The following is a 24094-nucleotide window of genomic DNA, read 5'->3' on the forward strand; positions in this document are numbered from 1 at the left end:
GTTACGAAAGGTGAGCGGGAATAACGATCTGACGCGGGTCAGCGCGCCCGTTGATCTGCTCGATCAGCTGCGTGGCGGCCTGTCTGCCGGACTCGGCGTAGCCCGGATCGACGGTGATGATCTCCGGGTGCAGGAACTTCATCAGCGGCGTGCTGCCGACGCTCGCCACCTGCAGGTTATCGATGCGCTGCTCCTGCAGATATTTGCTGGCACCCAGCGCTAGGGTATCCGTGGCGCACACCAGCGCGGTGGTCTGCGGCGTCAGAACGCTGGCGACCTGCTCGTAGCCCTGCTTCATGCCCAGCCCCGGCAGGGAGGCCACGGCGGAGAGATTGTGGCTTTTGCAAAAGGCCAGGTAGGCCTCGTGACGGCGCTTGCCGGTGGTGACGTCCGCGTGCGGTACACCGAGGAAGCTGATGTGGCGATGGCCTTCGTCAAACAGGCGCTGCATCAGGGTGATGATCGCGCCCTCGTCGTCATAGCAGACGGAGGCAAAGCCGTGGGCATCGCGCGCCAGCAGCACCAGCGAAGGCTGCCAGGGTTTCAGCATCTCGTCTTTAATGCCGGTAAAACCGAACAGCACCACGCCATCGATGTTGCGCCGCTGGAGCATACCCAGATGCTCTTCAACCAGCTGTGGAGAGAACTGACTCTCCATCATGATCGGATCATACCCCTGCTCGTAGAAGGCGGGCAGCATGGTCTGCACGGCGAGGTTTTCAGACAGAGAGTCCAGACGCGAGACAATAATGGCGACGACTTTGTCACTCTGCCCGCGCATGGCGCGCGCGGAGCGGGAAGGGGAAAAACCGTGCTGATTCATGACCGCCTCAACGCGCTCGCGGGTGCGTTCGCTGACGCCGCTTTCGTTGTTCAGCACGCGTGAGACGGTCGATTTCCCCACGCCGCTTAAACGTGCGATGTCTTTAATCGTTAGGCGGTTCTGCATGCTGTATTCCCTGTAACAACGACGATGTAGTGAATTGAGCCTAATGCTATAGCGCGATTTCGCTATGGGCAAAGTCTGGTTTACGTTCGGTTTATTTGCAGGGGGGTATAATACCGCCCGAATGGTCACAAAGGGTACGCTTAAATCCTTATACTGCGCGGCGACACCCTACTTTTTACTTACCGGAGGCTTCATGGATCCCGATCCCACACTTCTCCTGAACGGGAGAATGCGTTCTTTCCGGTAAGCCAGCCTGTTGCTGACTCACCGGTGATGTGAGGCAGCAACGTCATATACGTTCCTGCTTGAAAAATTGAGTGCCTCTCAGGTACGGCCTTGCCACGCCTGAAGGAAATGCTGCGTCCGCATTCGCGGATGTGGAGGAATGACTATGTTTAAAAATATCACCCGGCAGCTGCAGGCCCTGCTGAGCCGCCACCTGCCACACCGTCTTGTTCAGCGCGACCCGCTGCCAAACGCCAAAAACATGGCGGGGGCGGCGATCCCCGCGTCCCTGACCGAACGCTGCCTGAACGTGGCGGCGATGGATGAAAACGAAGTCTGGCGCGCGTTCGGCGGACACCCGGAAGGGCTAAACGCGTCCGAAGTGGAAAAAATCCGCGCCGTGCACGGCGATAACCAGATCCCGGCGCAGAAGCCCTCTCCGTGGTGGGTGCACCTTTGGCTCTGCTACCGCAACCCGTTCAACCTGCTGCTGACGGTGCTGGGCATCATCTCCTACGCCACTGAAGATCTGTTTGCCGCAGGCGTCATTGCCCTGATGGTCGGCATCTCCACGCTGCTGAACTTCATTCAGGAAGCCCGCTCCACCAGGGCGGCGGATGCCCTGAAGGCGATGGTCAGCAACACCGCGACCGTCTCGCGCGTGATTAACGATCTCGGCGAAAACGCCTGGGTGGAGCTGCCTATCGACCAACTGGTGCCGGGCGATCTGGTGAAGCTGGCGGCAGGGGACATGATCCCGGCGGATTTACGCATCATCCAGGCGCGGGATCTGTTCGTCGCACAGGCCTCCCTGACCGGGGAATCCCTGCCCGTTGAAAAGGTGGCGCGCAGCCGCGACCCGCAGCAGATGAACCCGCTCGAGTGCGACACCCTGTGCTTTATGGGCACCACGGTGGTTAGCGGCACCGCGCAGGCGATTGTCACCGCCACCGGGGGCAACACCTGGTTTGGTCAGCTTGCCGGGCGCGTCAGCGAGCAGGAGAGCGAGCCGAACGCCTTCCAGAAAGGGATTGGCCGCGTCAGCATGCTGCTGATCCGCTTTATGATGGTGATGACGCCGATCGTGCTGCTGATCAACGGCTACACCAAAGGCGACTGGTGGGAAGCGGCGCTGTTCGCGCTCTCCGTGGCCGTTGGCCTGACGCCGGAAATGCTGCCGATGATCGTCACCTCCACGCTGGCGCGCGGGGCGGTGAAGCTCTCTAAGCAGAAAGTGATCGTTAAACACCTCGACGCCATCCAGAACTTTGGCGCGATGGACATTCTCTGCACCGATAAAACCGGCACCCTGACGCAGGATAAAATCGTGCTGGAGAACCACACCGATATCTCCGGCAAAACCAGCGAGCGCGTTCTGCACAGCGCGTGGCTGAACAGCCATTACCAGACCGGGCTGAAAAACCTGCTCGACGTCGCGGTGCTGGAAGGGGTGGATGAAGAGTCCGCCCGCACGCTCTCCGGCCGCTGGCAGAAGGTGGATGAGATCCCGTTCGACTTTGAGCGCCGCCGCATGTCGGTGGTGGTGAGCGAGCAGACGGACGTGCATCAGCTGATCTGCAAAGGCGCGCTGCAGGAGATCCTCAACGTGTCGACGCAGGTTCGCTATAACGGCGACATCGTGCCGCTGGACGACACCATGCTGCGCCGCATCAAGCGCGTCACCGACAACCTGAACCGTCAGGGGCTGCGCGTCGTGGCGGTCGCGAGCAAGTTCCTGCCCGCCCGCGAGGGTGACTATCAGCGTATCGACGAATCCGATCTGATCCTCGAGGGTTACATCGCATTCCTCGATCCGCCGAAAGAGACCACCGCGCCGGCGCTGAAGGCGCTGAAGGCGAGCGGCATTACCGTCAAAATTCTCACCGGCGACAGCGAGCTGGTGGCGGCCAAAGTGTGCCATGAAGTGGGGCTGGACGCGGGCGACGTGGTCGTGGGGAGCGATATTGAACATCTCTCTGACGACGAACTGGCGAAGCTTGCCCAGCGTACCACGCTGTTTGCCCGCCTGACGCCGATGCACAAAGAGCGCATCGTCACCCTGCTCAAGCGCGAAGGGCACGTGGTGGGCTTTATGGGCGACGGCATCAACGACGCGCCCGCGCTGCGCGCGGCGGATATCGGTATCTCCGTGGACGGCGCGGTGGATATCGCCCGCGAAGCGGCGGACATTATCCTGCTGGAAAAGAGCCTGATGGTGCTGGAGGAGGGCGTGATCGAAGGTCGCCGTACCTTTGCCAACATGCTCAAGTACATCAAAATGACCGCCAGCTCCAACTTCGGTAACGTCTTCAGCGTGCTGGTGGCGAGCGCGTTTCTGCCGTTCCTGCCGATGCTGCCGCTGCATCTGCTGATCCAGAACCTGATGTACGACGTGTCTCAGGTGGCGATCCCGTTTGATAACGTAGACGACGAGCAGATCCAGAAGCCGCAGCACTGGAACCCGGCGGATCTGGGGCGCTTTATGCTGTTCTTTGGCCCGATCAGCTCTATCTTTGACATCCTGACCTTCTGCCTGATGTGGTTTGTGTTCCACGCCAACACCCCGGAACATCAGACGCTGTTCCAGTCCGGCTGGTTCGTGGTAGGCCTGCTGTCGCAGACGCTGATTGTGCACATGATCCGTACGCGCCGCATTCCGTTCATCCAGAGCCGTGCCGCGTGGCCGCTGATTGTGATGACGGGGATTGTGATGGCGCTGGGTATCGCGCTGCCATTCTCACCGCTGGCAGGCTACCTGCAGCTCCAGGCGCTGCCGCTGAGCTACTTCCCGTGGCTGGTGGCTATCCTCGCGGGCTACATGGTGCTGACGCAGATGGTGAAAGGATTCTATGCGCGTCGGTACGGGTGGCAGTAAGTTATGTTTGCCGGGTGGCGGCTTCGCCTTACCCGGCCTACTTACGAAACGTAGGCCCGGTAAGCGCAGCGCCACCGGGCAATAGCTTTCCTCCCAAATTCAACAACCTGTGATCTCCGTCGGCGCATTCGCTTGACGACAAATTGAGCGCATGTTAACAGAATGTTTTGCCTTTATTTGGCCCGTCAGATAAGGAACATTCATGTTACGGTACAGTCTCTTAACCGCCGGGCTGATGCTCGGCGCCTCAGCCTTTGCCGCTCCGGCAGGCGATCTCCCCCTGATGCCCTGGCCTGCGAAGGTCGAACGCCCGACGACCCAGGGCGCGCTGGTGCTTAACGATAAAATCTCTGTCAGCGTCAGCGGCGACGATCTGGGCGACGCGGTCAACCGCCTGCGCCAGCGCATTGCCCTGCAAACCGGCTGGACGCTGCAGCCGCAGGCTGAAAAGCCAGACAAACCGACCATCCGCATCGCGATTGCCAAAAAGGTCAAGCCGCAGCCGCTGCCGGACAGCGATGAAAGCTATAGGCTCACGGTGGACGCCAACGGCGTCGATATCTCCGCCAACACCCGCTTCGGCGCGCTGCGCGCCATGGAAACCCTGCTCCAGCTGATGCAGAACGGGGCGGAAAACACCTCGCTGCCGTGGGTCACCATCGAAGATTCGCCGCGCTTCCCGTGGCGCGGGCTGCTGCTCGATTCGGCGCGCCACTTTATCCCACTGCCGGATATCAAGCGCCAGATTGACGGCATGGCCGCGGCGAAGCTCAACGTTCTGCACTGGCACCTGACCGACGATCAGGGCTGGCGCTTCAGCACGAAGCGCTACCCTAAGTTGACGCAGCTTGCCAGCGACGGGCTGTTTTACACGCCTGAACAGATGCGGGAGGTGGTGCGTTACGCCGCCGAGCGCGGCATTCGCGTGGTGCCGGAGATCGACATGCCGGGCCACGCCTCGGCGATAGCCGTGGCCTATCCGGAGCTGATGAGCGCCCCGGGGCCGTACGCTATGGAGCGCCACTGGGGCGTGCTGAAGCCGGTGCTGGATCCGACAAAAGAGGCAACCTACGCCTTTGCCGACGCGATGGTCAGCGAACTGGCGGCGATCTTCCCCGATCCGTATCTGCATATCGGCGGCGATGAGGTCGACGACAGCCAGTGGAAAGCGAACGCCGCGATCCAGAATTTCATGCGCGACAACAGGCTGGCGGACAGCCACGCGCTGCAGGCGTATTTCAACCGCAGGCTGGAGACGATCCTCGAGAAACACCACCGGCAAATGGTCGGCTGGGACGAGATCTACCATCCCGACCTGCCGAAAAGCATTCTGATCCAGTCCTGGCAGGGGCAGGACGCGCTGGGGCAGGTGGCGCAGAACGGCTACAAAGGGATTCTCTCGACGGGCTTCTATCTCGACCAGCCCCAGTCCACCGCCTATCACTATCGCAACGAAATTGTCCCGCAGGGGCTGAACGGCGTGGATGTGATTGCCGACACCGACAGCGTCCAGAGCTGGGCCTTCACCATGCCGCGCCTGAAGGGCAAGCCGGTGGAGGGGAGCTTCACGCTGGTGAAAGGGGATGCCGGCTGGCGCGGATTTATTGATTTTGCCGGGAAATCCCGCCGCGCGGTGCAGGATATTGAATGGCGTGACGACAATCAGGTGACCTTCACCGTCGACACCTGGATGGGCGAAACGCGCCCGGTGGTCTCCGTCGATAACGACAGGCTGAGCGGCTATTTCCTGGTGGGGAACACGCGCTACCCAATCAGCGGTACGCGTCTGGACGAGGTGCCGAAAGGCATTCCGCCGGTCGTGCCGGACGTAGCGAATCAGGCCAACCTGCTCGGCGGCGAAGCGGCGCTGTGGGCGGAGAACGTGGTCGCACCGGTGCTGGATATTCGCCTGTGGCCGCGCGCCTTCGCGGTGGCGGAACGCTTATGGTCCGCGAAGGACGTCAACGACGTCGACAACATGTACACCCGCCTGCAGGCGATGGACAGCTGGTCGACGGTGTCGGTCGGGCTGCAGCAGCATACCCAGCAGCAGGTGCAGTTCACGCGCCTCGCCGGTAATGCCGACACGCTGCCGCTGCAGATCCTCGCGCAGGCGGTAGAGCCCGCGCAGTATTACACCCGTCAGCACCTGAAGTTCCAGGCGGGAAACTACCATCAGTTTGAACCGCTCAACCGCTTCGCGGATGCGCTGAACGCCGAAAGCGCCACCGTGCGCCAGATGCACAAATGGGCGGACCGTCTGGTGAGCGATGCGGAAGACACGGAAAGCGCCGACGCGCTGCGCCACGTCTTTAACCGCTGGCAGAGCAACACCAGCGACGCGCTGGCGCTAGGCGAAAACAGCTATCAGCTGAAGGCGATGAAGCCGGTGATTCAGGAGGTGGATAAGCTGGCCTCAATTGGCCTGAGGCTGACGGATCTGGTGGCGCGCCAGGGCACGCTGGATGATAAAGAGATCGCGTCGATTCAGAGCGAGCTGGATAACGCGGCGAAGGTTCAGGACGAGGTGGTGATTGCGGCGGTCTATCCGCTGGAGACGCTGCTTAGGGCGACGCGGAATCAGTAGAAAAAATACCCCTCACCCCAACCCCTCTCCCCAAAGGGGCGAGGGGCTCGATCGGTTCCCTCTCCCTTTGGGAGAGGGTTAGGGTGAGGGAATCAGGCAACTCAGTTCTTCAACACCCACGCCTCTTTCCAGTGTGCGCCAACGCCTGGCTCATACTGGTTGGCGGTTGGGCTGTACTGAACGCAGAAGCCGCTGTACGGGAAAGGCTTACATTCGTAGGTCTTACCGTCTTTCGGCTGCAGCACCACGGTACCCGCCTTGTAGGAGGCGATATTGTCCGGGAAGGTGAAGTCGTGATGACCGGTGCTGTCCGCGGCGGCATCGCCTTCCAGCATCAGGTTCAGCACGTCCTGGGCGAACATCGTGCCGTCTTTGTTGGTCGCATAGTATTTCAGCATGTGGTGGCCCGGCGTCACGTCATTCAGGGTCATGGTCACGTCCTGGTTGGCGTTGTTCATGTCCTGCTTCAGGTAGCCTTTTTCGGCACCGTGGTGGTTCATCACGTGTGCTTCCACATTCACGTCGCCTTTGGTGTTGACGTGGAAGGTCACGGTCGCGTTGCCATGCTCGATTTTGCTGTACTGCAGATCGGTGACGGCGATGGTCTCATTCACCTGCGCTTTCTGCTCTTCATAAGAGACGGCCACGGACTGCAGCGTGCTGCCGTCTTTCACGAATACGCTGTTTGCGCCGTGAACCGGGCTGATTTCACCCGCTTCATCCTTCACGCCGACGCGCACGTCGCTCTGGGCGGTGTTGATTTTCTGCGCCAGATCGTAAGACCACTGGTTAGCGTCGCCCTGCTCGGCTGAGCCGATGGTCATTTCGGTACGCATAGAGGTGACTTCGCCGTTCGCGTCGAAGAAGCGTGCAATCACTTTATCGCCTGCGTTCAGGTTGTTACCCGCGATCTGGCCGCTCAGGGTTTTGCTCCACTGGGAAACAACCGCTGGCGTTTCGTCCGGCGTAACGTTGCCGCCGTTACCGAAATCAACGTCAATGGCCTGATAGAAACTGTTCGAGGTATCTGCAATTTCCCACACGCCGTAAATAACCTGATAGCCCGTACGCTCAGGCACATTACAGTTCATAGACTGCGTGACGGCCGGCGCCTGGTTATTACCGTTGATGGTACAGAATGGCGTTAATTCAAACTGGTCGCGGGTCAGAGGTTTATTTGGATCCCAGTTTTGTTTGGTAATGTAATAACGCCAGTTGGTGGTTTTATGCGGCGCAGTATGGTGCCAGACGAACTGATGAGGACCCGCCGTCATTGGGTTTTTGGTCCACGCGTTCAGGCTCTGTTTGTCCAGCTGAGAATATTGAGAAATACCCGCGCTGGCGAGGTGTCCGTCCGCAGGCTCAGCGCCTGACGGGAAGCCGGAGGTTTTCTCTACGCTCTGTGGTTCGTACTGTACGGAGCCGCAGTCAACGTTTTGGCCGAGCTTACACATATAGGCGCGGCTGGCTGGTGATTCAATATATCCGTGAGCAAGTGCGGAAGACGCAACGGTTAACGTCGCGACGGCAAGTGCAATTTTTGAAAGTTTCATTACTCATCCATTATTAGAGAATATTACTAGGCGAGGAGGAGTCTAATAATGGACTGGGCTATGTGTCATTTTATCCAGAGAGTAAAAATAGCCGAAATAATAAAGGCAGCTTACGCTGCCTTCTGTTTATTGAAATAAATTAGCGACGTACGGCAATCGCTTCAATTTCAATTTTCACGTCTTTTGGCAGACGGGCCACTTCCACGCAGGAGCGCGCCGGGAAGGTGGCGTTGTGCTCGGTGAAGAAGGCTTCGTAAGTGGCGTTAACGGTCGCGAAGTCGTTCAGATCTTTCACGAAAACGGTAGTTTTCACGATGTCGCCCACTTTCAGGCCGGCAGATTCAACGATTGCCTGCACGTTTTCCAGCGACTGACGCGCCTGTGCCGCTACGTCGGCCGGCACTTCACCGGTTTTTGGGTTCACCGGGATCTGGCCCGAAGTGATGATCATGCTGCCCAGATCAACGCCCTGAACGTATGGGCCGATAGCCGCTGGTGCATTTTCCGTCGCGAGTACTTTGGTCATGATTTCTCCAGAATAACAGCTGATTTAAGAGTCCCGGCCATTATAGGGAGGCCGGGATCCTTTACCAACCTCAATTAGTTGGCCAGCACCACATAATGAGAAAACTCTTTTTCGCAGTATTTGCATTTGAGCGCGATGTCATCGGCGCGTTTTTTCACTGCAAAGCTGGAGGAAACCGGCTCAGCGTGGCTGATACAGTTGCTGTTCGGGCAGACCAGCACGCTTTCGATGCGATCCGGCAGGCTCGGGCGGGATTTGCCCACCACTTCATACTCGTCGATGCGGTTGACGGTGGCGTCCGGCGCGTACAGCGACAGCTGGTTAACCTGCTCGTCGGTCAGGAAGGTGTTCTCGATTTTGATCAGGTCCTTGCGGCCCATTTCACCTGACGGCAGGTTCAGGCCGATGGTGATGCGCTGGTCGGTTTCGGTCAGTTTGAACAGCGTCAGCAGCTTAAAGCCCACCTGCGCAGGGATGTGGTCAATCACGGTGCCACGCTTGATGGCTTCAACCTGGAGTTTGTTATCGTGTGTCATGGTCGTTTCCCCTTACAGTGCCAATTCGCGATTCAGAACCAGTGCCAGTAACGCCTGGCGGGCGAAGATGCCGTTTCCGGCCTGCTGGAAGTACCAGGCGTGCGGCGTTTTATCCACGTCTGTGGTGATCTCATCGATGCGCGGCAGAGGGTGCAGCACCTTCATGTTGTCGCGCGCGCCCTCGAGGTCGCTGGCGCGCAGCACGAACTGCGCCTTCACGTTGGCGTATTCGGACGGGTCCAGACGCTCTTTCTGCACGCGGGTCATGTAGAGAATATCCACGTGGCTCATCACCTCTTCAATGCTGGCGTGCAGGCTCCACTGAATGCCTTTCTCATCCAGCATGTCGAGAATGTACTGCGGCATCGCCAGCGCGTCAGGCGCGATGAAGAAGAAGCGGTTGCCGTTAAATTTCGCCAGCGCCTGGGTCAGGGAGTGGACGGTGCGGCCGTACTTCAGGTCGCCGACCATGGCGATGTTCAGGTTCTCGAGCTTGCCCTGCGTCTCCTGAATGGTGAACAGATCCAGCAGGGTCTGCGTCGGGTGCTGGTTGGCACCGTCACCGGCGTTCAGTACCGGAATGCCGCCGGAGAACTCGGTCGCCAGGCGCGCCGCGCCCTCCTGCGGGTGACGCATCACAATCGCGTCGACGTAGGTGCTGATCACTGAAATGGTATCCGCCAGGGTCTCGCCTTTTTTACCCAGCGACGTGTTGCTGCTGTCCGAGAAGCCCACCACGCTCGCGCCCAGGCGGTGCATGGAGGTCTCAAAGGAGAGGCGGGTGCGGGTCGAGGCTTCGAAGAAGCAGCTCGCAATCACCTTGTGCTTCAGCAGCTCCGGTTGCGGATTGGCCTTCAGTTTTGCCGCGGTTTCCAGAACCAGTTCCAGCTCTTCGCGGCTGAGGTCGTTTATGGAAATGATGTGTTTTTGATAAAGCGGATTCATGTTTATCTCCTGACGCCGGGCAAAAAAAAGCCCCTCAAATGAGGGGCTCTGGGAATAGGTTTAGCAACGGGAAGAAAAACGGCAGGCCAGCGTCTGATTTCAGACGCGGTAAGACGTTATGTCGTACACGCTTGACCATGCTTCCTCCCGGCAAATTGTCGGGCATTATACGCAGCTCGCTTTTCGGATCAAGCGATTTAATGCACGCTTTACTCAATGCAAACGGTTCTTTATGAATATTAATGCGTTATGAGTAAATAATTAATTTGCTTATGCACCAGTGCGGTGCGCTTCACGACCCGGGGCGCGACCCAGACGATACTGCTGCCAGCCACCACGCCTAAAATTTCCGGTAGCTGGTGATAATCCAGAATACGCGCCACCGCGCGGCCATATCCGGCGACGGTATGAACAAGGATAAACTCGCTATTATGCTCGACGCTGACCACCATTTCGGACACGGTACGCGCGGCGTCGGGGGCAGGTCGCAGCTGGGGATTCAGCGAATAAATCTTTAGCCCTTTGGCATTTCGAATTTTTATGACACCGAGCAATTTAAGCAGACGTGAAACGGTGGACTGGCTGATGGTCTCAAAACCACGCTCCTGCAAATCCCGGCGGATCTCCTCCTGAGAGAGATAACTCTTTTCTGCGATCAGGCGCTGACAGACCGTCAGCTGAAGCTGTTCTTTTGGAGAGTAATCACCATATTCCGTCATAACTATTTCCCATGTAAGTGGCTGAAACAAAACGCCCGGTGGCGCTACGCGTACCGGGCCTACAACTTCAAAACATCACAACATCGCCCCCAGGCTTAACGCCACCATAATCACCACCGTTAATATCCCCAGCAGCGGCGCCACCCATTTCAGATAACGCACGTAGGGCACGCGGGCGATAGCCAGCCCGCCCATCACGACGGCAGAGGTGGGAGTGACCAGGTTAACGATGCCGGACGCCGACTGGTAAGCCGTGACCACCAGGTCGCGGTTGACGTTAGCGAAATCGGCAAGCGGTGCCATGATCGGCATCGTCAGAACGGCCAGGCCGGACGAAGAAGGCACAAGAAACGACAGCACGACCTCCAGCCAGTACATCACGTTGATGAATGCCACCGTCGACAACCCGCTGACCATTCCCTCCGCGCTGTGCAAAATGGTGTGGGTAATCATGCCCTTATCCATGATGACTACGATACCGCGCGCGATGCCGATAATCAGCGCGACGCCCAGCAAATCTCGCGCGCCGTTGATAAACGTTGAGGTCAGCTCCTCTTCGCTCATGCGGGCAATCAGGCCGACGATAATCGCGCTGGCGAGAAACACCGCCGAGATCTCCGCCATCCACCAGCCCAGCACCGCCACGCCGTAGATCATCACCGCGAAGGCGAGGGCGAAAATCACCAGAATGATTTTGCGCACCGGGGTAAATTCCAGCGACTGTTCGCCCTTGTCGCCGAGGAAATGGGCGCGGTTCTCTTCCTGCTTGTCCGCCACGATCGACAGCGACGGATCCTGGCGTACCCTGCGGGCGTAGCGCATCACCCACGCCACGCAGATGATCCAGCCGATGACCAGCAGCGCCACGCGCAGGGCAATACCGTTGGTGAAGGGGATCCCGGCGGCGTTGGCGGCGATCACCGTGGCGAACGGGTTGATGGTGGAGCCGAGCGTGCCGATCCCCGCTCCGAGCAGTACGGTGGAGGCGGCGACAACCGGATCGAACCGCGCGGCCAGCATCACCGGCACCAGCAGGGTGTAGAACGGCAGCGACTCTTCGGCCATGCCGTAAATCGTGCCGCCTGCGGCAAACAGCGCCATCAGGATCGGGATCATCCACTCCTCGCGCCCGCGCAGCCGGGTGGTGACGCGTTCGATCCCGGCGTCAATCGCCCCGGTTTTGGTGACGATCCCGAGAAATCCCCCGATGATCAGGATAAACAGCGCCACGTCGATCGCTCCGGCCTGGCCGGAGACCGGATCGTACAGCCCGGCGATGGGCGCCATCAGGACGGAAACCAGTCCCTGCGGATGTGCCGCCACGTGGGCGTACGTTCCGGCAATCGGGACTTCTTTACCGAGGGTTTCGTTCATCGCCATCTGGTACTGACCGGCGGGGACGACCCAGCTCAGCGCCGCCACAACGGCAATCAGAAAAAAGAGAATGGTGTAAGCGGAGGGAAACTTAAACTTGCCCATGATGTGCTCCTTAACCCGGCGCACCCCTTGGCGCGCCGGGCGGTGATTAGTCGCCGAGTGTCGCCACCATGACCGCTTTAATGGTGTGCATGCGGTTCTCTGCTTCGTCGAAGACGATGGAGTTCGGTGATTCGAAGACCTCTTCCGTCACCTCCAGCCCCTTCAGGCCGTACGCCATCTCGATCTCGCGGCCCACTTTGGTGTGCTCGTTGTGGAACGCCGGCAGGCAGTGCATGAACTTGACGTTCGGGTTGCCGGTGGCCTTCATCACCTGCGCGTTAATCTGATACGGCTTCATCAGGCTGACGCGCTCGGCCCAGGCCTCCTTCGGCTCGCCCATGGAGACCCACACGTCGGTGTAGAGGAAATCGGTGCCCCGTACGCCTTCTTCCACGTCGTCGGTGAGGGTGATGCGCGCGCCCGTCTCTTTCGCGATGGCGCGGCACTGCTCAACCAGCCCGGCTTCCGGCCAGAAGGATTTCGGCGCGACGAGGCGGATATCCATCCCCATCTTGGCCGCGCCGACCATCAGCGAGTTGCCCATGTTGTTACGCGCGTCGCCGAGATAGGCAAAGCTCAGCTCCGGCAGGGTTTTGCCCGGCGCGTGCTCAAGCATGGTCATCAGGTCGGCGAGGATTTGGGTTGGGTGAAACTCGTCGGTCAGGCCGTTCCACACCGGCACGCCCGCGTATTCGCCTAGCTCTTCGACGATGGCCTGGCCGTAGCCGCGGTATTCGATGCCGTCATACATACGGCCTAATACGCGGGCGGTGTCTTTCATCGACTCTTTATGGCCGATCTGCGAGCCGCTTGGGCCGAGGTAGGTGACCTGCGCGCCCTGGTCAAACGCGCCCACTTCGAAGGCGCAGCGGGTGCGGGTGGAGGTTTTTTCAAAGATCAGGGCGATGTTTTTCCCGACCAGGGTTTGCTTTTCGCGCCCGGCCTTTTTGGCGGCCTTCAGCTCGATGGCGAGGTCGATCAGGTACTGGATCTCCGCCGGGGTGTAGTCCAGCAGTTTCAGGAAGTTGCGGTTTTTCAGGTTGATGGTCATGTGGGAAATCCTTTTTAAAATTTAGCTGTCTGATGCCCTCACCCCGGCCCTCTCCCACGGGGAGAGGGAGAAGTGGGTGAGGGGAAAGGGTGCTCAGTTACGAATCAACGTGCCTTTCTCGCCCGCCAGGATCTCCGCGCCGTCATTCAGCGCGCCGATCCCGGCAATGCCGTTGCAGGCTTCAACAAACTCGCGGCAGGCGGCCACTTTCGGCCCCATCGATCCGGCGTCGAACTGCATGCCTCTGAGCAGCTCCGGCGTCACCTGCGCCAGCGGGCGCTGGGTCGGCTTGCCCCAGTCGAGGTACACCGCGTCGGCATCGGTCAGGATCAGCAGGGCGTCGGCCTCGATCTGCCTCGCCAGCAGGGCGGCGGAGAGGTCTTTGTCGATCACCGCCTCAATCCCGCGATAGCCGTTGGCGTTCTCCACCACCGGCACGCCGCCGCCGCCGTTGCAGATCACCAGGTGGTCACGCTGAATCAGCGCGGTGATGGCGTCGCTCTCGACGATGCGCTTCGGCTGCGGCGACGGCACCACGCGGCGGACGTAGCTCCCGTCGGCCTTGAACACCCAGCCTTTTTCCGCGGCCAGCGCTTTCGCCTGGGCTTCGCTGTACACCGGGCCGATGTACTTGGTCGGGTTGCTGAATGCCGGGTCGGCGGGGTCCACTTCCACCTGCGTGAGCAGGACGCTCACCTCGCGCTGCGGCAGATTGTTTTTCAGCGCCTGCTGGAGCATGTAGCCGATCATTCCCTGGCTTTCGGCGCCGAGAACGTCCAGCGGGTAGGGCGTCACTTTGTCGTAGGCGCTGTTCTGCAGCGCCAGCAGCCCGACCTGCGGCCCGTTGCCGTGCACCAGCACCACGCGCCACTGCGCCGTCAGCCCGGCGATGGTGCGGGCTGCCTGCTCGATGTTCTGGCGCTGGATCTCCGCTTCCAGCGGCTCGCCGCGCTTGAGCAGCGCGTTGCCGCCAAGGGCCACAACCAGAGTGGGTTTTCGTTCCATGATGGCTCCTTTAAATTCCGTCGCGTTCAAGCGGGCAGCTCATGCAGCGCGCGCCGCCGCGGCCGCGTCCGAGTTCGTCGCCCGGGATGGGCAACACGGTGATGCCCGCTTTGTCGTACTTCTCGTTGGTCCAGACGTTGCGCTCGTAGCCAATCACCACGCCCGGGCGGATGGTCAGCACGTTGTTGGCGTCGTTCCACTGCTCGCGTTCGGCTTCAAAAGCGTCGCCGCCGGTGGTGATCAGGCGCACCTGGCTAATGCCGAGCGCTTTCTCGATGGCGTGCAGCAGGTCGGTTTCCTGCGTGCGCAGCAGGCCGCCGCGTCCGTCCGGGGTGAGCGTCCAGCACTGGGCGTCCTTGCGCACCACTTCCGGGTAGACGGAGAAGGTGTCCACGTCGATGTGGGTCATCACGGTGTCGAGGTGCATGCAGGAGCGGTGTTTTGGCAGCTCCACGGCGATCACGCGCTCGGCCTGACGGTGTTTGAACAGGCTGTTGGCGAGGAACTCCACGCCCTGCGGCGTCGTGCGTTCTGACATGCCGATCAATACCGCTCCGCGGCCAATCACCAATACGTCGCCGCCTTCTAAGGTGGCGTGGTCGTAATTAATATTCTCGTCGCCGAAATACTTAATAAAATCACCGTCGGCAAACGCCGGGTGCCAGCGATATATTGCCCGCAGGTTATTGGTTTCACGCTGACGGGCCGGTTTGGCCATTGGGTTAATAGAGACGCCGTTATAAATCCAGCACGAGGTATCGCGGGTAAATAAATGGTTCGGCAGCGGCTTCATAATAAAATCATTCGCCGTGTGGGTATCCACCACCATATTTTTAATGGCTGCCGGAATTTCGCCGTAGGTTAATCCGCCGCTCAGTCTGCGCGCCAGTTCGCGGTGCGGCATATCCGCCAGCCAGCCGCGGACGTCACCGGCAAAGGTGGGGCCGAGGCGATAGTCGGAGATCTGCGTATCCAACAGCCAGGCTTTCGCTTCTGCAATATCAAGGGTTTGTGTCAGAAGGTCGGTCAACAGCAGGACTTCGACACCCTGCTCGCGCAGCGTGTTTGCGAAGATGTCATGCTCCTCACCCGCCCGCTCAACCGAGAGCACGTCATCAAAAAGCAGCTCCTGACAGTTTGATGGCGTTAAGCGTTTCAGACTTAAATTTGGGCGGTGCAGCATAACGCTACGCAATTGACCAATTTCAGAACCGACGTAATGCTTTTCCATAATTATTCCTTTAACTGTTTTTCAGAATAAAAAGGGCATGCGCCATGTGATGTATTTATTTGCATGGCGGCTAAGCTCAATTGATTTCGTGATTCATACTAGGCAGTTAAATAATCCGTATTGTGATGTTGCTCACGCGAAACCGGATATTAAGAGGTTTGTTTTCATTTGCATGATTCGCATCAGATAATGATTAATTTCATATTATTGAGGGGTGAATAGCTAAGCAGGATCCGGTGGCATTATTTGAGGTTGTTATTATTTTGTAGATTTTAATCTTTTGAAATAAGTTGTTATGTGGCTGATTTTAAATGATAAATATTATGCATGAGAATGGCTATGCAATTAATGCAATTAACTATTTTTGACTTAAGAAAAATCAATAAATAATTATGGATTTTTAGAGCAAATCATCAAAACAGTAAAGTGTGAGGCAGCAGCGGGTTTTGTTAATTAGAGAGCATGATCAAGAGGTTAGAACAGTCGTGCGATAAGCGCGGATCGAGGTTATGCATAACCCCTGCATAATTGCCTGGGCAGGGTTAACAGAAAATCAACACCTTTCCCGATAAACATGCGCTCGCGCAAACCTCGTCCAAAAAGGGCTGGTATGGCAGCCGGGATTCTCGTATAAAAGATTAAAATGAAACATCGTTTTATATTGAGGGTTGAAACATGATTATTGGCAACATCCACCATCTGCAGTCCTGGCTGCCTGACGATCTGCGCCAGGCCATTGAGCACGTTAAAGCCCACGTCACCGACGCCACGCCGCTCGGGAAACACGACATCAACGGCAATAGCCTCTTTTATCTGGTCTCTGAAGACACGACCCAGCCGTTCGCCGAGCGCCGCGCCGAGTACCACGCGCGCTATCTGGATATTCAGATCGTGACGAAGGGCCAGGAAGGGATGACCTTCAGCACCCTGCCGTACGGCACGCCGGACACCGACTGGCTGGCGGACAAAGACATCGCGTTCCTGCCGGAAGGCGAGCAGGAGAAAACCGTGGTGCTGAGCGAAGGGGATTTTGTGGTGTTCTGGCCGGGTGAAGTGCATAAGCCGCTTTGCGCGGTGGGGACGCCTGCTAAGGTCAGGAAAGTGGTCGTTAAAATGTTGGTGGAGTAATTTTCCCTCACCCAGGGGGAGAGGGTGTAAAAGTCCCCTCTCCCTGTGGGTGTACAGTCCGGGGACATGGTAGACAGGTGTTCGGGGACATGGTGAACACTTTTTATCATCCTTTACCCATGGTGATCGACTTTTTCTTCAGGTCGATCACCCCCACTTTCGTGCTGTACCACCACACCTCGTAGCTGCCGTCTTCCTGCATCTCCTTCAGCCCGACCCGTTCTCCCCTGAACGCCTTGCCTGCCTTCAGACTTACCCCTTTCACGCTCAGCTTTCCGCTGATATCCACCTTCCTGACCATCACGCCCTCGTCGTATTCCGGGGGCGTTGTGGTGCAGCTGTACTGCCGCGCTGACGGCTGATACCGCGAGCCCGGTACCGCCATATCCAGCGCCTCGTGCGGGCGTTCAAGGTTATAGACCGTCCGCCAGTGGTCGAAGGCGCGCTGCAGCTCACCGCTGTCTGCGAACCATTTTCCCTGCAGTACTTCCGCCTTCAGGCTGCGGTGAAAACGCTCCAGCTTGCCCTGCGTCTGCGGATGATAAGGCCGGGAGTGCCCCACCCGGATACCGTGGCGCATCAGCCACAGCTCCAGCGCCGTCCAGGTGCCGGTGGTGTCGCCCCACGGTGAGCCGTTGTCCATCGTCATCCGGTCCGGCAGGCCGTAACGCTCAAACACGCTGACCAGCTGCTGCTGCACGGTCTCGCGCCGTTCATCGGTACAGTGCGCCAGGCACAGGGAAAAACGGGAGTGGTCGTCCAGCAGGGTGAGCGGATGGCAGCGGCCGCCGCCAAAGGGAAAGTGGCCCTTAAAATCCATCTGCCAGAGGCGGTTCGGCGCGTCATGTTCGAACCGTCCCGTGGGGGGAATGCCCGGTGAAGCGCCCGGCAGCAGACCATGGCGGGCCATCAGGCTATGGACGGTGCTGAAGGCGGGCATGCGGTGCCCCTGGTCCTCGAGCCAGCGCTTTATCTTGCGTGCGCCCCAGCGCTCATGGCGGTCATGCGCCATGCGCAGCAGGGCTGTGATGTCGTCAGATGAGCGGTTCGGGGAATGGTGCGGTATGCGCGGGCGGTCCTGAAGGCCGGCGGCACCTTCCTGAGCCCAGCGGCGAAGCCACTTGTAGCCTGTGGCAGGTGAAATACCGTAGTGACGGCAGAGGGAACGAATGTTCGCCCCGTCCTGCGAGGCGAACAAAACAAACTCGGTACGTAATGACATGGTATCTCTCGCATCCCAGGGCATAAGCGACTCCATAAACGGGTTCTTATGCCTTAGTTGTAAGTGTCTACCATGTCCCCGAACAAGTGTTCACTATGTCCCCGGACCGTACAGTGGGAGAGGGTTAGGGTGAGGGCACCAGCGCGCAGAGGACCCCATCACTCCCCAAGCGTCGCCACCATCACCGCCTTAATGGTATGCATCCGGTTTTCCGCCTGGTCGAACACGATGCTCGCCGCCGACTCAAACACCTCGTCGGTCACCTCCATTCCGCCGTGCAGATCGAACTCTTTCGCCATCTGCTTGCCGAGCGTGGTCTGGTCGTCATGGAACGCCGGCAGACAGTGCAGGAACTTCACGTTCGGGTTGCCGGTCTGCGCCATCATCTGGGCATTAACCTGGTACCCCCGCAGCAGCGCAATCCGCTCCGCCCACTTCTCTTTGGCTTCGCCCATCGACACCCAGACGTCGGTATAGATAAAGTCCGCGCCCTTCACGCCCGCCGCCACGTCTTCCGTCAGCGTGATCTTCCCGCCGTGCTTCTGGGCCAGCGCGCTGCACTCCGCCACCAGGCTCTCTTCCGGCCAGCAGGCTTTCGGGGCCACCAGGCGCAGATCCAGCCCGGTCAGCGCTGCCGCTTCCAGCATCGAGTTGCCCATGTTGTTGCGCGCGTCGCCCGCGTAGACCAGCGTCATCTCGTTAAACGCCTTGCCCGGCAGGTGCTCCTGCATGGTAAGCAGGTCCGCCAGCAGCTGCGTCGGGTGGAACTCGTTGGTCAGCCCGTTCCACACCGGCACGCCCGCATACTGCGCCAGCGTCTCGACCACTTCCTGGCCGTGGCCGCGATACTGAATGCCGTCGTACATCCGCCCGAGAACCCGCGCGGTGTCCTTAATTGATTCTTTATGCCCAATCTGGCTGCCGCTCGGCCCTAAATAGGTAACGCGCGCGCCTTGGTCAAATGCGGCAACTTCGAAAGAGCAACGTGTACGGGTCGAGTCTTTTTCGAAGATGAGCGCGATGTTTTTACCGGTAAGCTTTTGTACTTCCTTGCCCTTTTTTTTATCGGCTTTGAGCTGTGCGGCAAGGGTCAGCAGAGAAGTGAACTGTGCAGGGGTAAAGTCGAGCAGTTTCAGAAAGTGTTTTTTGTATAAATCGGACATTTTATCCTCGCATGGCGAACGCCACTTATTGAATTAAAATTCACTTTATATGTGTAATTATTCATTTGCAACCCCGTTTCACAATTCTTTCTTACAAAGGTGGAGGCAAACCCGTCCGTGTGTGAAAATAGAAGTATCTGCCGCACTTTAAAGAGGATTGAGCCATGGCAAACCCGGAACACCTGGAAGAGCAACGCGAAGAGACGCGTCTGATTATTGAAGAACTGCTGGAAGACGGTAGCGATCCGGACGCGCTGTACACCATCGAGCACCATTTCTCTGCGGATGATTTCGACGCGCTGGAAAAACTGGCCGTGGAAGCCTTCAAGCTGGGCTACGAAGTGACCGAGCCGGAAGAGCTGGAAGTGGAAGAGGGCGACACCGTCATCTGCTGCGACATCCTGAGCGAAGGCGCGCTGAAGGCGGAGCTTATCGACGCGCAGGTAGAACAGCTGATGAACCTGGCCGAGAAGTTTGAAGTGGAATACGACGGCTGGGGAACCTACTTCGAAGATCCGAACGGTGAAGACGGCGAAGAAGGCGACGACGAAGATTACGTCGACGAAGACGACGACGGCGTGCGTCACTAAGCGTTTCAGGCGGTGGCGCTCGCCACCGCTTTTTCAAGGCAGAACCATGGATTACCCGCAGATACTCGCCCCCGTACTCAACTTCCTCCAGTGCCCGACCCCGCAAGCATGGATTGATAAAGCCCGCGACCCGGCGAACCTGCCGCTGCTGCTCACCGACCACATGGTGTGCGAGCTCAAGGCCGCCCAGACCGCGCTGCTGCTGGTGCGTAAATACGTCGCCGACGAAAGCGGTGCCGACGCGCTGCTCGACTGGCTCAAACCCTACGAACAGTTCACCTTCCGCGACGGCCCGGAGCCGGACTTTATCGCCCTGCACAAGCAGATTGGCAAAAGCGTGATGCCCAAAACCGACGACCCGTGGGGCCAGGCGCTTATCGACAGCATGGTGCTGCTGATTAAAGAGGAGCTGCACCACTTCTGGCAGGTGCGCGAGGCGATGCTGGCCCGCGACATCCCGTACGTCAAAATCACCGCCAGCCGATACGCCAAAGGGATGCTGAAGGAAGTGCGCACCCACGAACCGCTGACGCTGATCGACAAGCTCATCTGCGGCGCCTACATCGAAGCCCGCTCCTGCGAACGCTTCGCCGCGCTGGCCCCGTTCCTCGACGATGACCTGCAGAAGTTCTATCTCTCGCTGCTGCGCTCGGAAGCGCGCCATTATCAGGACTACCTGACGCTGGCCCAGCAGGTGAGCGACGACGATATCTCACCGCGCATACAGCATTTTGGCGAAATTGAAGCCACACTTATCTCGACACCGGACAACGAGTTTCGCTTCCACAGCGGCGTGCCGGTGTAAACCGGCACAATTCAAGGATAAGGATGCGAGATGAATAAAACGTGGACCCGTACCGTAATGGTTGTTGTGGTGGTCGCCGCCGTGGCGTTCTGGGTGTTCTTCGACAGGCAGCGCGCTCCGGAACGGCAGATGGATTCCGCCCTTAACGCAATGCCCGCCTGGCAGGTGATTAAGGAGCAGGAGCCCGCGCTGCATCAGCGCATCCTCGACCAGATGGCCGCCCTGCAAAAAGCGGGCGAGCCGGAGCAGCAGATTATCGACACCATCCAGCCGCAGATCCTGCATCTGCAGATGTCGCGCCTGCAGAACGCCCCCGACGCCAACGTGGTGAACTATATGACCATCAATATGGAGCAGACCGCCGCCATCCAGAAGGTGAGCGACGACGCCTGTTTCCGCTTCCTCTACCCGACGGTGAAGGGCGGCGTGAACCCGATGCGCATGCTGGATAAAGACCTGATGGCGCGGCGCATGCAGGCCGACGCCGACATGATGCGCGCGGCCTACGGCAAAAACCGCCACACCGTGACCCCGGCCGAACGCGAGGCGGCTGTCGAGGACGTGCGGCCGATTATGAAGCAACTTGCCGATAAGTACGGCGAGGACATCCAGCTGCTGCAGATGCCGGAGAAGGCGGCGGGCAAAGAGAAGCTCTCCTGCGATATGGTGCAGGAGATGTGGGCGAAGGTGCTGGCGCTGCCGGAGCAGAAGGCGGCGGGGGTGATTCGGCTGGCGGTGTCTGAACTGGAGTGACGAAGGGCGCTGGTTTTTTGGGCACTTAGCGCGGGTTTAGCGCGTCGTCGCTTGCATGGCGGCGCGCGACAGGTATAATCCACAACGTTTCCGCATCCCCTTCAGTGCCGAAGTGGCGAAATCGGTAGACGCAGTTGATTCAAAATCAACCGTAGAAATACGTGCCGGTTCGAGTCCGGCCTTCGGCACCAAGTAATGCAATAATTAGCTACCTAAGGGTGGCTTTTTTTTGTCTGAAATCTGGTAGCTGCAAAGCAGTCCTCGCTTTTTCACTCAACCTAAGTCAACCTGATTAAATCTACATCAACTTATTGATGGGGGTATAACTGCGGGTAGGTAAATCCCGCCATATTTCCTCCTATCACGACAGGAGCTATCCTATGATGAGAATCTGGTTTTAACGTATAGAGGACGATCTCTATAAAATTCTTACGTCTGCGGATCTTTTGCATTCCCTTCATCGGATTCTTTCCATAAGTCGGCGGTGATAAGATGTAAATGAAAATCGGCAATTTGTCGCTTCACTGCAAAGAGTTCCTCCTGTGTCAGCTGGCTTCCTGAACTTTTGTTATCAAAGTGGGTAACAATCTTATTTAGTTTCTGTGAAAGGTCAGATAAAGATCTCCCAGCTTCTATATTAATAGCGGGAACTACAACTGGAAGCGGATTAATCAAAGATAAACGAAGCCATTCACCTTTGTGATACTGGCCACGTTTTTCATTTAGAAGCGTCAGCTCTTTATCATTAGGCCTGACACTGACGCAAAGATTACGAATTTGCTTGTGTGAGAGCTTCGTTTCGCAAGAGCTTCTACAGGAAGCTCACGTATTTATTATGGTCTTATTGAAATTATCATTACTGACCATATTAACTCCTTTTTAAATATATAAATAAAAATGTTATTTTATTTATATAATAAAAGAGTCAGATATCAATATACATGTATTATTTTTATTTTAACTTTTTTCAACTGAAAGGCGAAAAGAAAGGAGAAATTCAATGAAGCAGCGTAGCGCTTCGTTGAGTTTCTCCTTACTATTGTATCCGCGACAACTAATAATTTAAATATTAGTTTGTATTTTATTTTTTATAGAGTGCCTGCAACTGAAACATTATATCCTCTTTGCCTTAAGCTTGAGAAAGTATTTATTAAATTCACTTTGCTAAAGAATGGAAGGTCCTTCAGAACAGTTTTGCTATTAGCCCCAAGCATTAATAGTACTATCTCATATTCACTGCTTTTAATATTGTCAGTTGGGATGAGATCCATAGCTTTTGCACCAAAGTTTTTTTCAAGGACATCTCTTGCGGATTTCCTAAACTCTTGATCGCTGAGCATCAATTCTGCAGCCACATTAGCTTGTGAAAATAAATGACTTAATCCTGACGAACCACCATTCCTTTGTTTTGCATGTATTAATATTTTATTATCTAAATCTGCTAAATCGCATAATTCAATAGCTGTTGTTGTCTTTCTACTTTTTACAAGTTTTTTATCTAAAAGAAGATAACCCTTAGTTTTGCTAATTCTTTCGTTATAATCACCTTCGGTTTCGAATTTATCTTTATTAGTTTTTGGATCTTTGCTCTTTATAACTTTTGGAAATGAGTCTTTATGAATTGGAATAGCTTTTAGATCAGTTTCAATATCATCGACAAATTCCTTGTCAACTTCGAACCAATGTCCTAAGAATAGTATATAATTTTTTTTGTTGATTGTTTTTTCGTAATGCAAACATTTATATATAGAGAAAGATTTAACTTCAGAGCCTTGACTGTCATAAGTAAAAAGCTTATCCCTTTTAATTTTCTCTATATCAATAGAAGCTATATCTAATCCCTTGAAATATATATCTTTATCTATATAGTGCAAAGGGGAACTTTTGCTCCGTGTAAATGTAAACGAATCAATTTCTGCTTCATCAAACACTTCTGGCATAACTATATTAATTCGTTTAATGTTTTTTTTCTTAATATCTGCAATCAACTCATTATCAAGGGATTCAATTCTCTGTGAAACTTTTACACGTTTTAAATTGTCAACCCAAGAAAATTGTTCCAAATAACAAGTGTCAGTATAACGCTTAAGGCATTCATTTGCATAAACTGGAATATCTTCTGGAGCCATTTCTATTTTTACTGATAGGGTATTATCACCTCCACAAACATAATTGAAAGGAACATCTTTAAGAGGTAATCCCGTTACAGAGCGTAAAATATCTTTTGTGATATCTAAACCGAACATTGATATCTCTATATTAGAAGAGGCTTGCGATTTACGCTGAACTGGTGAGTCATCAATTGTAAATGTATCGACACTCCTCAGTGAGTCGTGCCGCAACATATTCAATGCTGATTTTATTCCAAAATCAGAGACGAAGTAAGATTGTTCAATTAAACACCGACCATAACCAAATGTAATCGCAAAGATTCTTCCTTTACTTTTAACTAATAAAGCAGCAGAACTCGATTTTGTTATTAGATCATCAACTTTCTGACCTACAATACCTTCTATAAAATCCTTCCATTTAGGAGCGTTTTCTTTTTTCTCTTTAATGAAGCAAGCCCCCGTCATTCCCTTGATTCCTGTTATAGGATACTCTTTACAAGATTTTGATAGGAAAAAAGTAAAATCATTTTTTGAATATTCCTTTTCGGCCAAGAAAATATTTAACGTTATCATCTTTTTTTTAGTAACCATTTCTATTCCTTTTAGTGATTGCTTATCACATATAAAAGTGGATGCTATAA

20 protein-coding genes, 1 tRNA gene and 3 pseudogenes are annotated in these 24094 nt (G+C 56.2%); 8 read left to right on the top strand and 16 right to left on the bottom strand.

Annotated features, from left to right (window positions below):
- Nucleotide 1 precedes the first annotated feature (1 nt).
- Nucleotides 2-949 (bottom strand): trehalose operon repressor TreR, encoded by a 948-nt coding sequence (gene treR / locus AC2TE5_RS02600; RefSeq protein WP_213328999.1) that lies wholly within the window; start codon nucleotides 947-949, stop codon nucleotides 2-4.
- Nucleotides 950-1340: 391 nt separating this feature from the next.
- Between treR and mgtA the strand changes: the two genes are divergently transcribed.
- The gene (gene mgtA, locus AC2TE5_RS02605; protein ID WP_484612602.1) at nucleotides 1341-4049 is read left to right on the top strand and encodes a magnesium-translocating P-type ATPase; all 2709 of its coding nucleotides are present in this window, start codon (nucleotides 1341-1343) and stop codon (nucleotides 4047-4049) included.
- Nucleotides 4050-4251: 202 nt separating this feature from the next.
- Entirely contained in the window at nucleotides 4252-6636 is a 2385-nt protein-coding gene (locus AC2TE5_RS02610) for a beta-N-acetylhexosaminidase (RefSeq protein WP_484612603.1), read from the top strand.
- A 101-nt stretch (nucleotides 6637-6737) separates the two neighbouring features.
- On the opposite strand, the gene gbpA is transcribed toward AC2TE5_RS02610, so the two are convergent.
- From gbpA to AC2TE5_RS02635, 5 genes are all read right to left on the bottom strand, one after another.
- Nucleotides 6738-8189, bottom strand: a complete 1452-nt coding sequence (gene gbpA, locus AC2TE5_RS02615; RefSeq protein ID WP_213328996.1) for an N-acetylglucosamine-binding protein GbpA — start codon at nucleotides 8187-8189, stop codon at nucleotides 6738-6740.
- 139 nt (nucleotides 8190-8328) lie between these two features.
- On the bottom strand, nucleotides 8329-8715 hold the full coding sequence (gene ridA, locus AC2TE5_RS02620; RefSeq protein WP_014882305.1) for a 2-iminobutanoate/2-iminopropanoate deaminase: 387 nt from the start codon (nucleotides 8713-8715) through the stop codon (nucleotides 8329-8331).
- A 74-nt stretch (nucleotides 8716-8789) separates the two neighbouring features.
- The gene (gene pyrI / locus AC2TE5_RS02625; RefSeq protein ID WP_023310197.1) at nucleotides 8790-9251 is read right to left on the bottom strand and encodes an aspartate carbamoyltransferase regulatory subunit; all 462 of its coding nucleotides are present in this window, start codon (nucleotides 9249-9251) and stop codon (nucleotides 8790-8792) included.
- A 12-nt stretch (nucleotides 9252-9263) separates the two neighbouring features.
- Nucleotides 9264-10196, bottom strand: coding sequence for an aspartate carbamoyltransferase (gene pyrB, locus AC2TE5_RS02630; RefSeq protein ID WP_023310198.1), 933 nt, complete (start codon nucleotides 10194-10196; stop codon nucleotides 9264-9266).
- 34 nt (nucleotides 10197-10230) lie between these two features.
- Entirely contained in the window at nucleotides 10231-10335 is a 105-nt protein-coding gene (locus AC2TE5_RS02635; RefSeq protein WP_022646880.1) for a pyrBI operon leader peptide, read from the bottom strand.
- Here AC2TE5_RS02635 and AC2TE5_RS02640 point away from each other — a divergent pair.
- A pseudogene (locus AC2TE5_RS02640) lies at nucleotides 10315-10432 on the top strand (hypothetical protein). The gene AC2TE5_RS02635 and the pseudogene AC2TE5_RS02640 sit on opposite strands and share 21 nt — an antisense overlap.
- A 3-nt stretch (nucleotides 10433-10435) precedes the next feature.
- Here AC2TE5_RS02640 and AC2TE5_RS02645 read toward each other — a convergent pair.
- From AC2TE5_RS02645 to arcA, 5 genes are all read right to left on the bottom strand, one after another.
- A complete protein-coding gene (locus tag AC2TE5_RS02645; protein ID WP_484612604.1) occupies nucleotides 10436-10915 on the bottom strand; it encodes an arginine repressor in 480 nt (159 codons plus the stop codon).
- A 75-nt stretch (nucleotides 10916-10990) separates the two neighbouring features.
- Nucleotides 10991-12394 carry a YfcC family protein gene (locus tag AC2TE5_RS02650; protein WP_484612605.1) on the bottom strand — a complete coding sequence of 468 codons (1404 nt, stop codon included), beginning with the start codon at nucleotides 12392-12394 and terminating at the stop codon, nucleotides 10991-10993.
- 46 nt (nucleotides 12395-12440) lie between these two features.
- Nucleotides 12441-13445, bottom strand: a complete 1005-nt coding sequence (argF, locus tag AC2TE5_RS02655) for an ornithine carbamoyltransferase (protein ID WP_032651476.1) — start codon at nucleotides 13443-13445, stop codon at nucleotides 12441-12443.
- A 93-nt stretch (nucleotides 13446-13538) separates the two neighbouring features.
- Nucleotides 13539-14450, bottom strand: coding sequence for a carbamate kinase (arcC, locus tag AC2TE5_RS02660; protein WP_484612606.1), 912 nt, complete (start codon nucleotides 14448-14450; stop codon nucleotides 13539-13541).
- A 10-nt stretch (nucleotides 14451-14460) separates the two neighbouring features.
- A complete protein-coding gene (gene arcA / locus AC2TE5_RS02665; RefSeq protein WP_042717403.1) occupies nucleotides 14461-15681 on the bottom strand; it encodes an arginine deiminase in 1221 nt (406 codons plus the stop codon).
- A 675-nt stretch (nucleotides 15682-16356) separates the two neighbouring features.
- On the opposite strand from arcA, the gene AC2TE5_RS02670 reads away from it, so the two are divergent.
- Entirely contained in the window at nucleotides 16357-16809 is a 453-nt protein-coding gene (locus AC2TE5_RS02670; protein WP_484612607.1) for a YhcH/YjgK/YiaL family protein, read from the top strand.
- Between the two features lie 109 nt (nucleotides 16810-16918).
- Here the strand turns inward: AC2TE5_RS02670 and AC2TE5_RS02675 are convergent.
- The 3 genes and pseudogenes from AC2TE5_RS02675 to argL form a co-directional block, all read right to left on the bottom strand.
- Nucleotides 16919-18055: pseudogene (locus AC2TE5_RS02675) on the bottom strand (IS481 family transposase); the annotation flags it as partial.
- Nucleotides 18056-18189: 134 nt separating this feature from the next.
- Nucleotides 18190-19194 carry an ornithine carbamoyltransferase gene (gene argF, locus AC2TE5_RS02680; protein WP_484612608.1) on the bottom strand — a complete coding sequence of 335 codons (1005 nt, stop codon included), beginning with the start codon at nucleotides 19192-19194 and terminating at the stop codon, nucleotides 18190-18192.
- Entirely contained in the window at nucleotides 19164-19259 is a 96-nt protein-coding gene (argL, locus tag AC2TE5_RS02685; protein ID WP_211180486.1) for a putative translational regulatory protein ArgL, read from the bottom strand. The genes argF (AC2TE5_RS02680) and argL overlap by 31 nt, the downstream gene beginning before the upstream one ends.
- 99 nt (nucleotides 19260-19358) lie before the next feature.
- Between argL and rraB the strand changes: the two genes are divergently transcribed.
- The 4 genes from rraB to AC2TE5_RS02705 all read left to right on the top strand — a co-directional run bounded on the left by rraB (nucleotide 19359) and on the right by AC2TE5_RS02705 (nucleotide 21533).
- The gene (gene rraB / locus AC2TE5_RS02690; RefSeq protein WP_029739283.1) at nucleotides 19359-19784 is read left to right on the top strand and encodes a ribonuclease E inhibitor RraB; all 426 of its coding nucleotides are present in this window, start codon (nucleotides 19359-19361) and stop codon (nucleotides 19782-19784) included.
- 46 nt (nucleotides 19785-19830) lie between these two features.
- Nucleotides 19831-20589 carry a tRNA isopentenyl-2-thiomethyl-A-37 hydroxylase MiaE gene (miaE, locus tag AC2TE5_RS02695; RefSeq protein WP_048225408.1) on the top strand — a complete coding sequence of 253 codons (759 nt, stop codon included), beginning with the start codon at nucleotides 19831-19833 and terminating at the stop codon, nucleotides 20587-20589.
- A gap of 30 nt (nucleotides 20590-20619) precedes the next feature.
- The gene (locus AC2TE5_RS02700; RefSeq protein ID WP_484612609.1) at nucleotides 20620-21342 is read left to right on the top strand and encodes a topoisomerase II; all 723 of its coding nucleotides are present in this window, start codon (nucleotides 20620-20622) and stop codon (nucleotides 21340-21342) included.
- Nucleotides 21343-21448: 106 nt separating this feature from the next.
- Nucleotides 21449-21533 (top strand) — tRNA-Leu (locus tag AC2TE5_RS02705).
- Between the two features lie 150 nt (nucleotides 21534-21683).
- On the opposite strand, the pseudogene AC2TE5_RS02710 reads toward AC2TE5_RS02705, so the two are convergent.
- Nucleotides 21684-21803 (bottom strand): annotated as a pseudogene (locus tag AC2TE5_RS02710) (relaxase/mobilization nuclease domain-containing protein); the annotation flags it as partial.
- Between the two features lie 627 nt (nucleotides 21804-22430).
- Complete coding sequence (locus AC2TE5_RS02715; protein WP_484612610.1) at nucleotides 22431-24044, bottom strand: TIGR04141 family sporadically distributed protein; 1614 nt, start codon at nucleotides 24042-24044, stop codon at nucleotides 22431-22433.
- Nucleotides 24045-24094 lie beyond the last annotated feature (50 nt).

The sequence above is a fragment of the Enterobacter sp. N5-15 genome, from assembly GCF_057221635.1.

What these genes read in the sequence shown, in the direction of transcription:
- treR (WP_213328999.1), bottom strand. Translation starts at nt 949, where the DNA reads ATGCAGAACCGCCTAACGATTAAAGACATCGCACGTTTAAGCGGCGTG.
- mgtA (WP_484612602.1), top strand. Translation starts at nt 1,341, where the DNA reads ATGTTTAAAAATATCACCCGGCAGCTGCAGGCCCTGCTGAGCCGCCAC.
- AC2TE5_RS02610 (WP_484612603.1), top strand. Translation starts at nt 4,252, where the DNA reads ATGTTACGGTACAGTCTCTTAACCGCCGGGCTGATGCTCGGCGCCTCA.
- gbpA (WP_213328996.1), bottom strand. Translation starts at nt 8,189, where the DNA reads ATGAAACTTTCAAAAATTGCACTTGCCGTCGCGACGTTAACCGTTGCG.
- ridA (WP_014882305.1), bottom strand. Translation starts at nt 8,715, where the DNA reads ATGACCAAAGTACTCGCGACGGAAAATGCACCAGCGGCTATCGGCCCA.
- pyrI (WP_023310197.1), bottom strand. Translation starts at nt 9,251, where the DNA reads ATGACACACGATAACAAACTCCAGGTTGAAGCCATCAAGCGTGGCACC.
- pyrB (WP_023310198.1), bottom strand. Translation starts at nt 10,196, where the DNA reads ATGAATCCGCTTTATCAAAAACACATCATTTCCATAAACGACCTCAGC.
- AC2TE5_RS02635 (WP_022646880.1), bottom strand. Translation starts at nt 10,335, where the DNA reads ATGGTCAAGCGTGTACGACATAACGTCTTACCGCGTCTGAAATCAGAC.
- AC2TE5_RS02645 (WP_484612604.1), bottom strand. Translation starts at nt 10,915, where the DNA reads ATGACGGAATATGGTGATTACTCTCCAAAAGAACAGCTTCAGCTGACG.
- AC2TE5_RS02650 (WP_484612605.1), bottom strand. Translation starts at nt 12,394, where the DNA reads ATGGGCAAGTTTAAGTTTCCCTCCGCTTACACCATTCTCTTTTTTCTG.
- argF (WP_032651476.1), bottom strand. Translation starts at nt 13,445, where the DNA reads ATGACCATCAACCTGAAAAACCGCAACTTCCTGAAACTGCTGGACTAC.
- arcC (WP_484612606.1), bottom strand. Translation starts at nt 14,450, where the DNA reads ATGGAACGAAAACCCACTCTGGTTGTGGCCCTTGGCGGCAACGCGCTG.
- arcA (WP_042717403.1), bottom strand. Translation starts at nt 15,681, where the DNA reads ATGGAAAAGCATTACGTCGGTTCTGAAATTGGTCAATTGCGTAGCGTT.
- AC2TE5_RS02670 (WP_484612607.1), top strand. Translation starts at nt 16,357, where the DNA reads ATGATTATTGGCAACATCCACCATCTGCAGTCCTGGCTGCCTGACGAT.
- argF (WP_484612608.1), bottom strand. Translation starts at nt 19,194, where the DNA reads ATGTCCGATTTATACAAAAAACACTTTCTGAAACTGCTCGACTTTACC.
- argL (WP_211180486.1), bottom strand. Translation starts at nt 19,259, where the DNA reads ATGAATAATTACACATATAAAGTGAATTTTAATTCAATAAGTGGCGTT.
- rraB (WP_029739283.1), top strand. Translation starts at nt 19,359, where the DNA reads ATGGCAAACCCGGAACACCTGGAAGAGCAACGCGAAGAGACGCGTCTG.
- miaE (WP_048225408.1), top strand. Translation starts at nt 19,831, where the DNA reads ATGGATTACCCGCAGATACTCGCCCCCGTACTCAACTTCCTCCAGTGC.
- AC2TE5_RS02700 (WP_484612609.1), top strand. Translation starts at nt 20,620, where the DNA reads ATGAATAAAACGTGGACCCGTACCGTAATGGTTGTTGTGGTGGTCGCC.
- AC2TE5_RS02715 (WP_484612610.1), bottom strand. Translation starts at nt 24,044, where the DNA reads ATGGTTACTAAAAAAAAGATGATAACGTTAAATATTTTCTTGGCCGAA.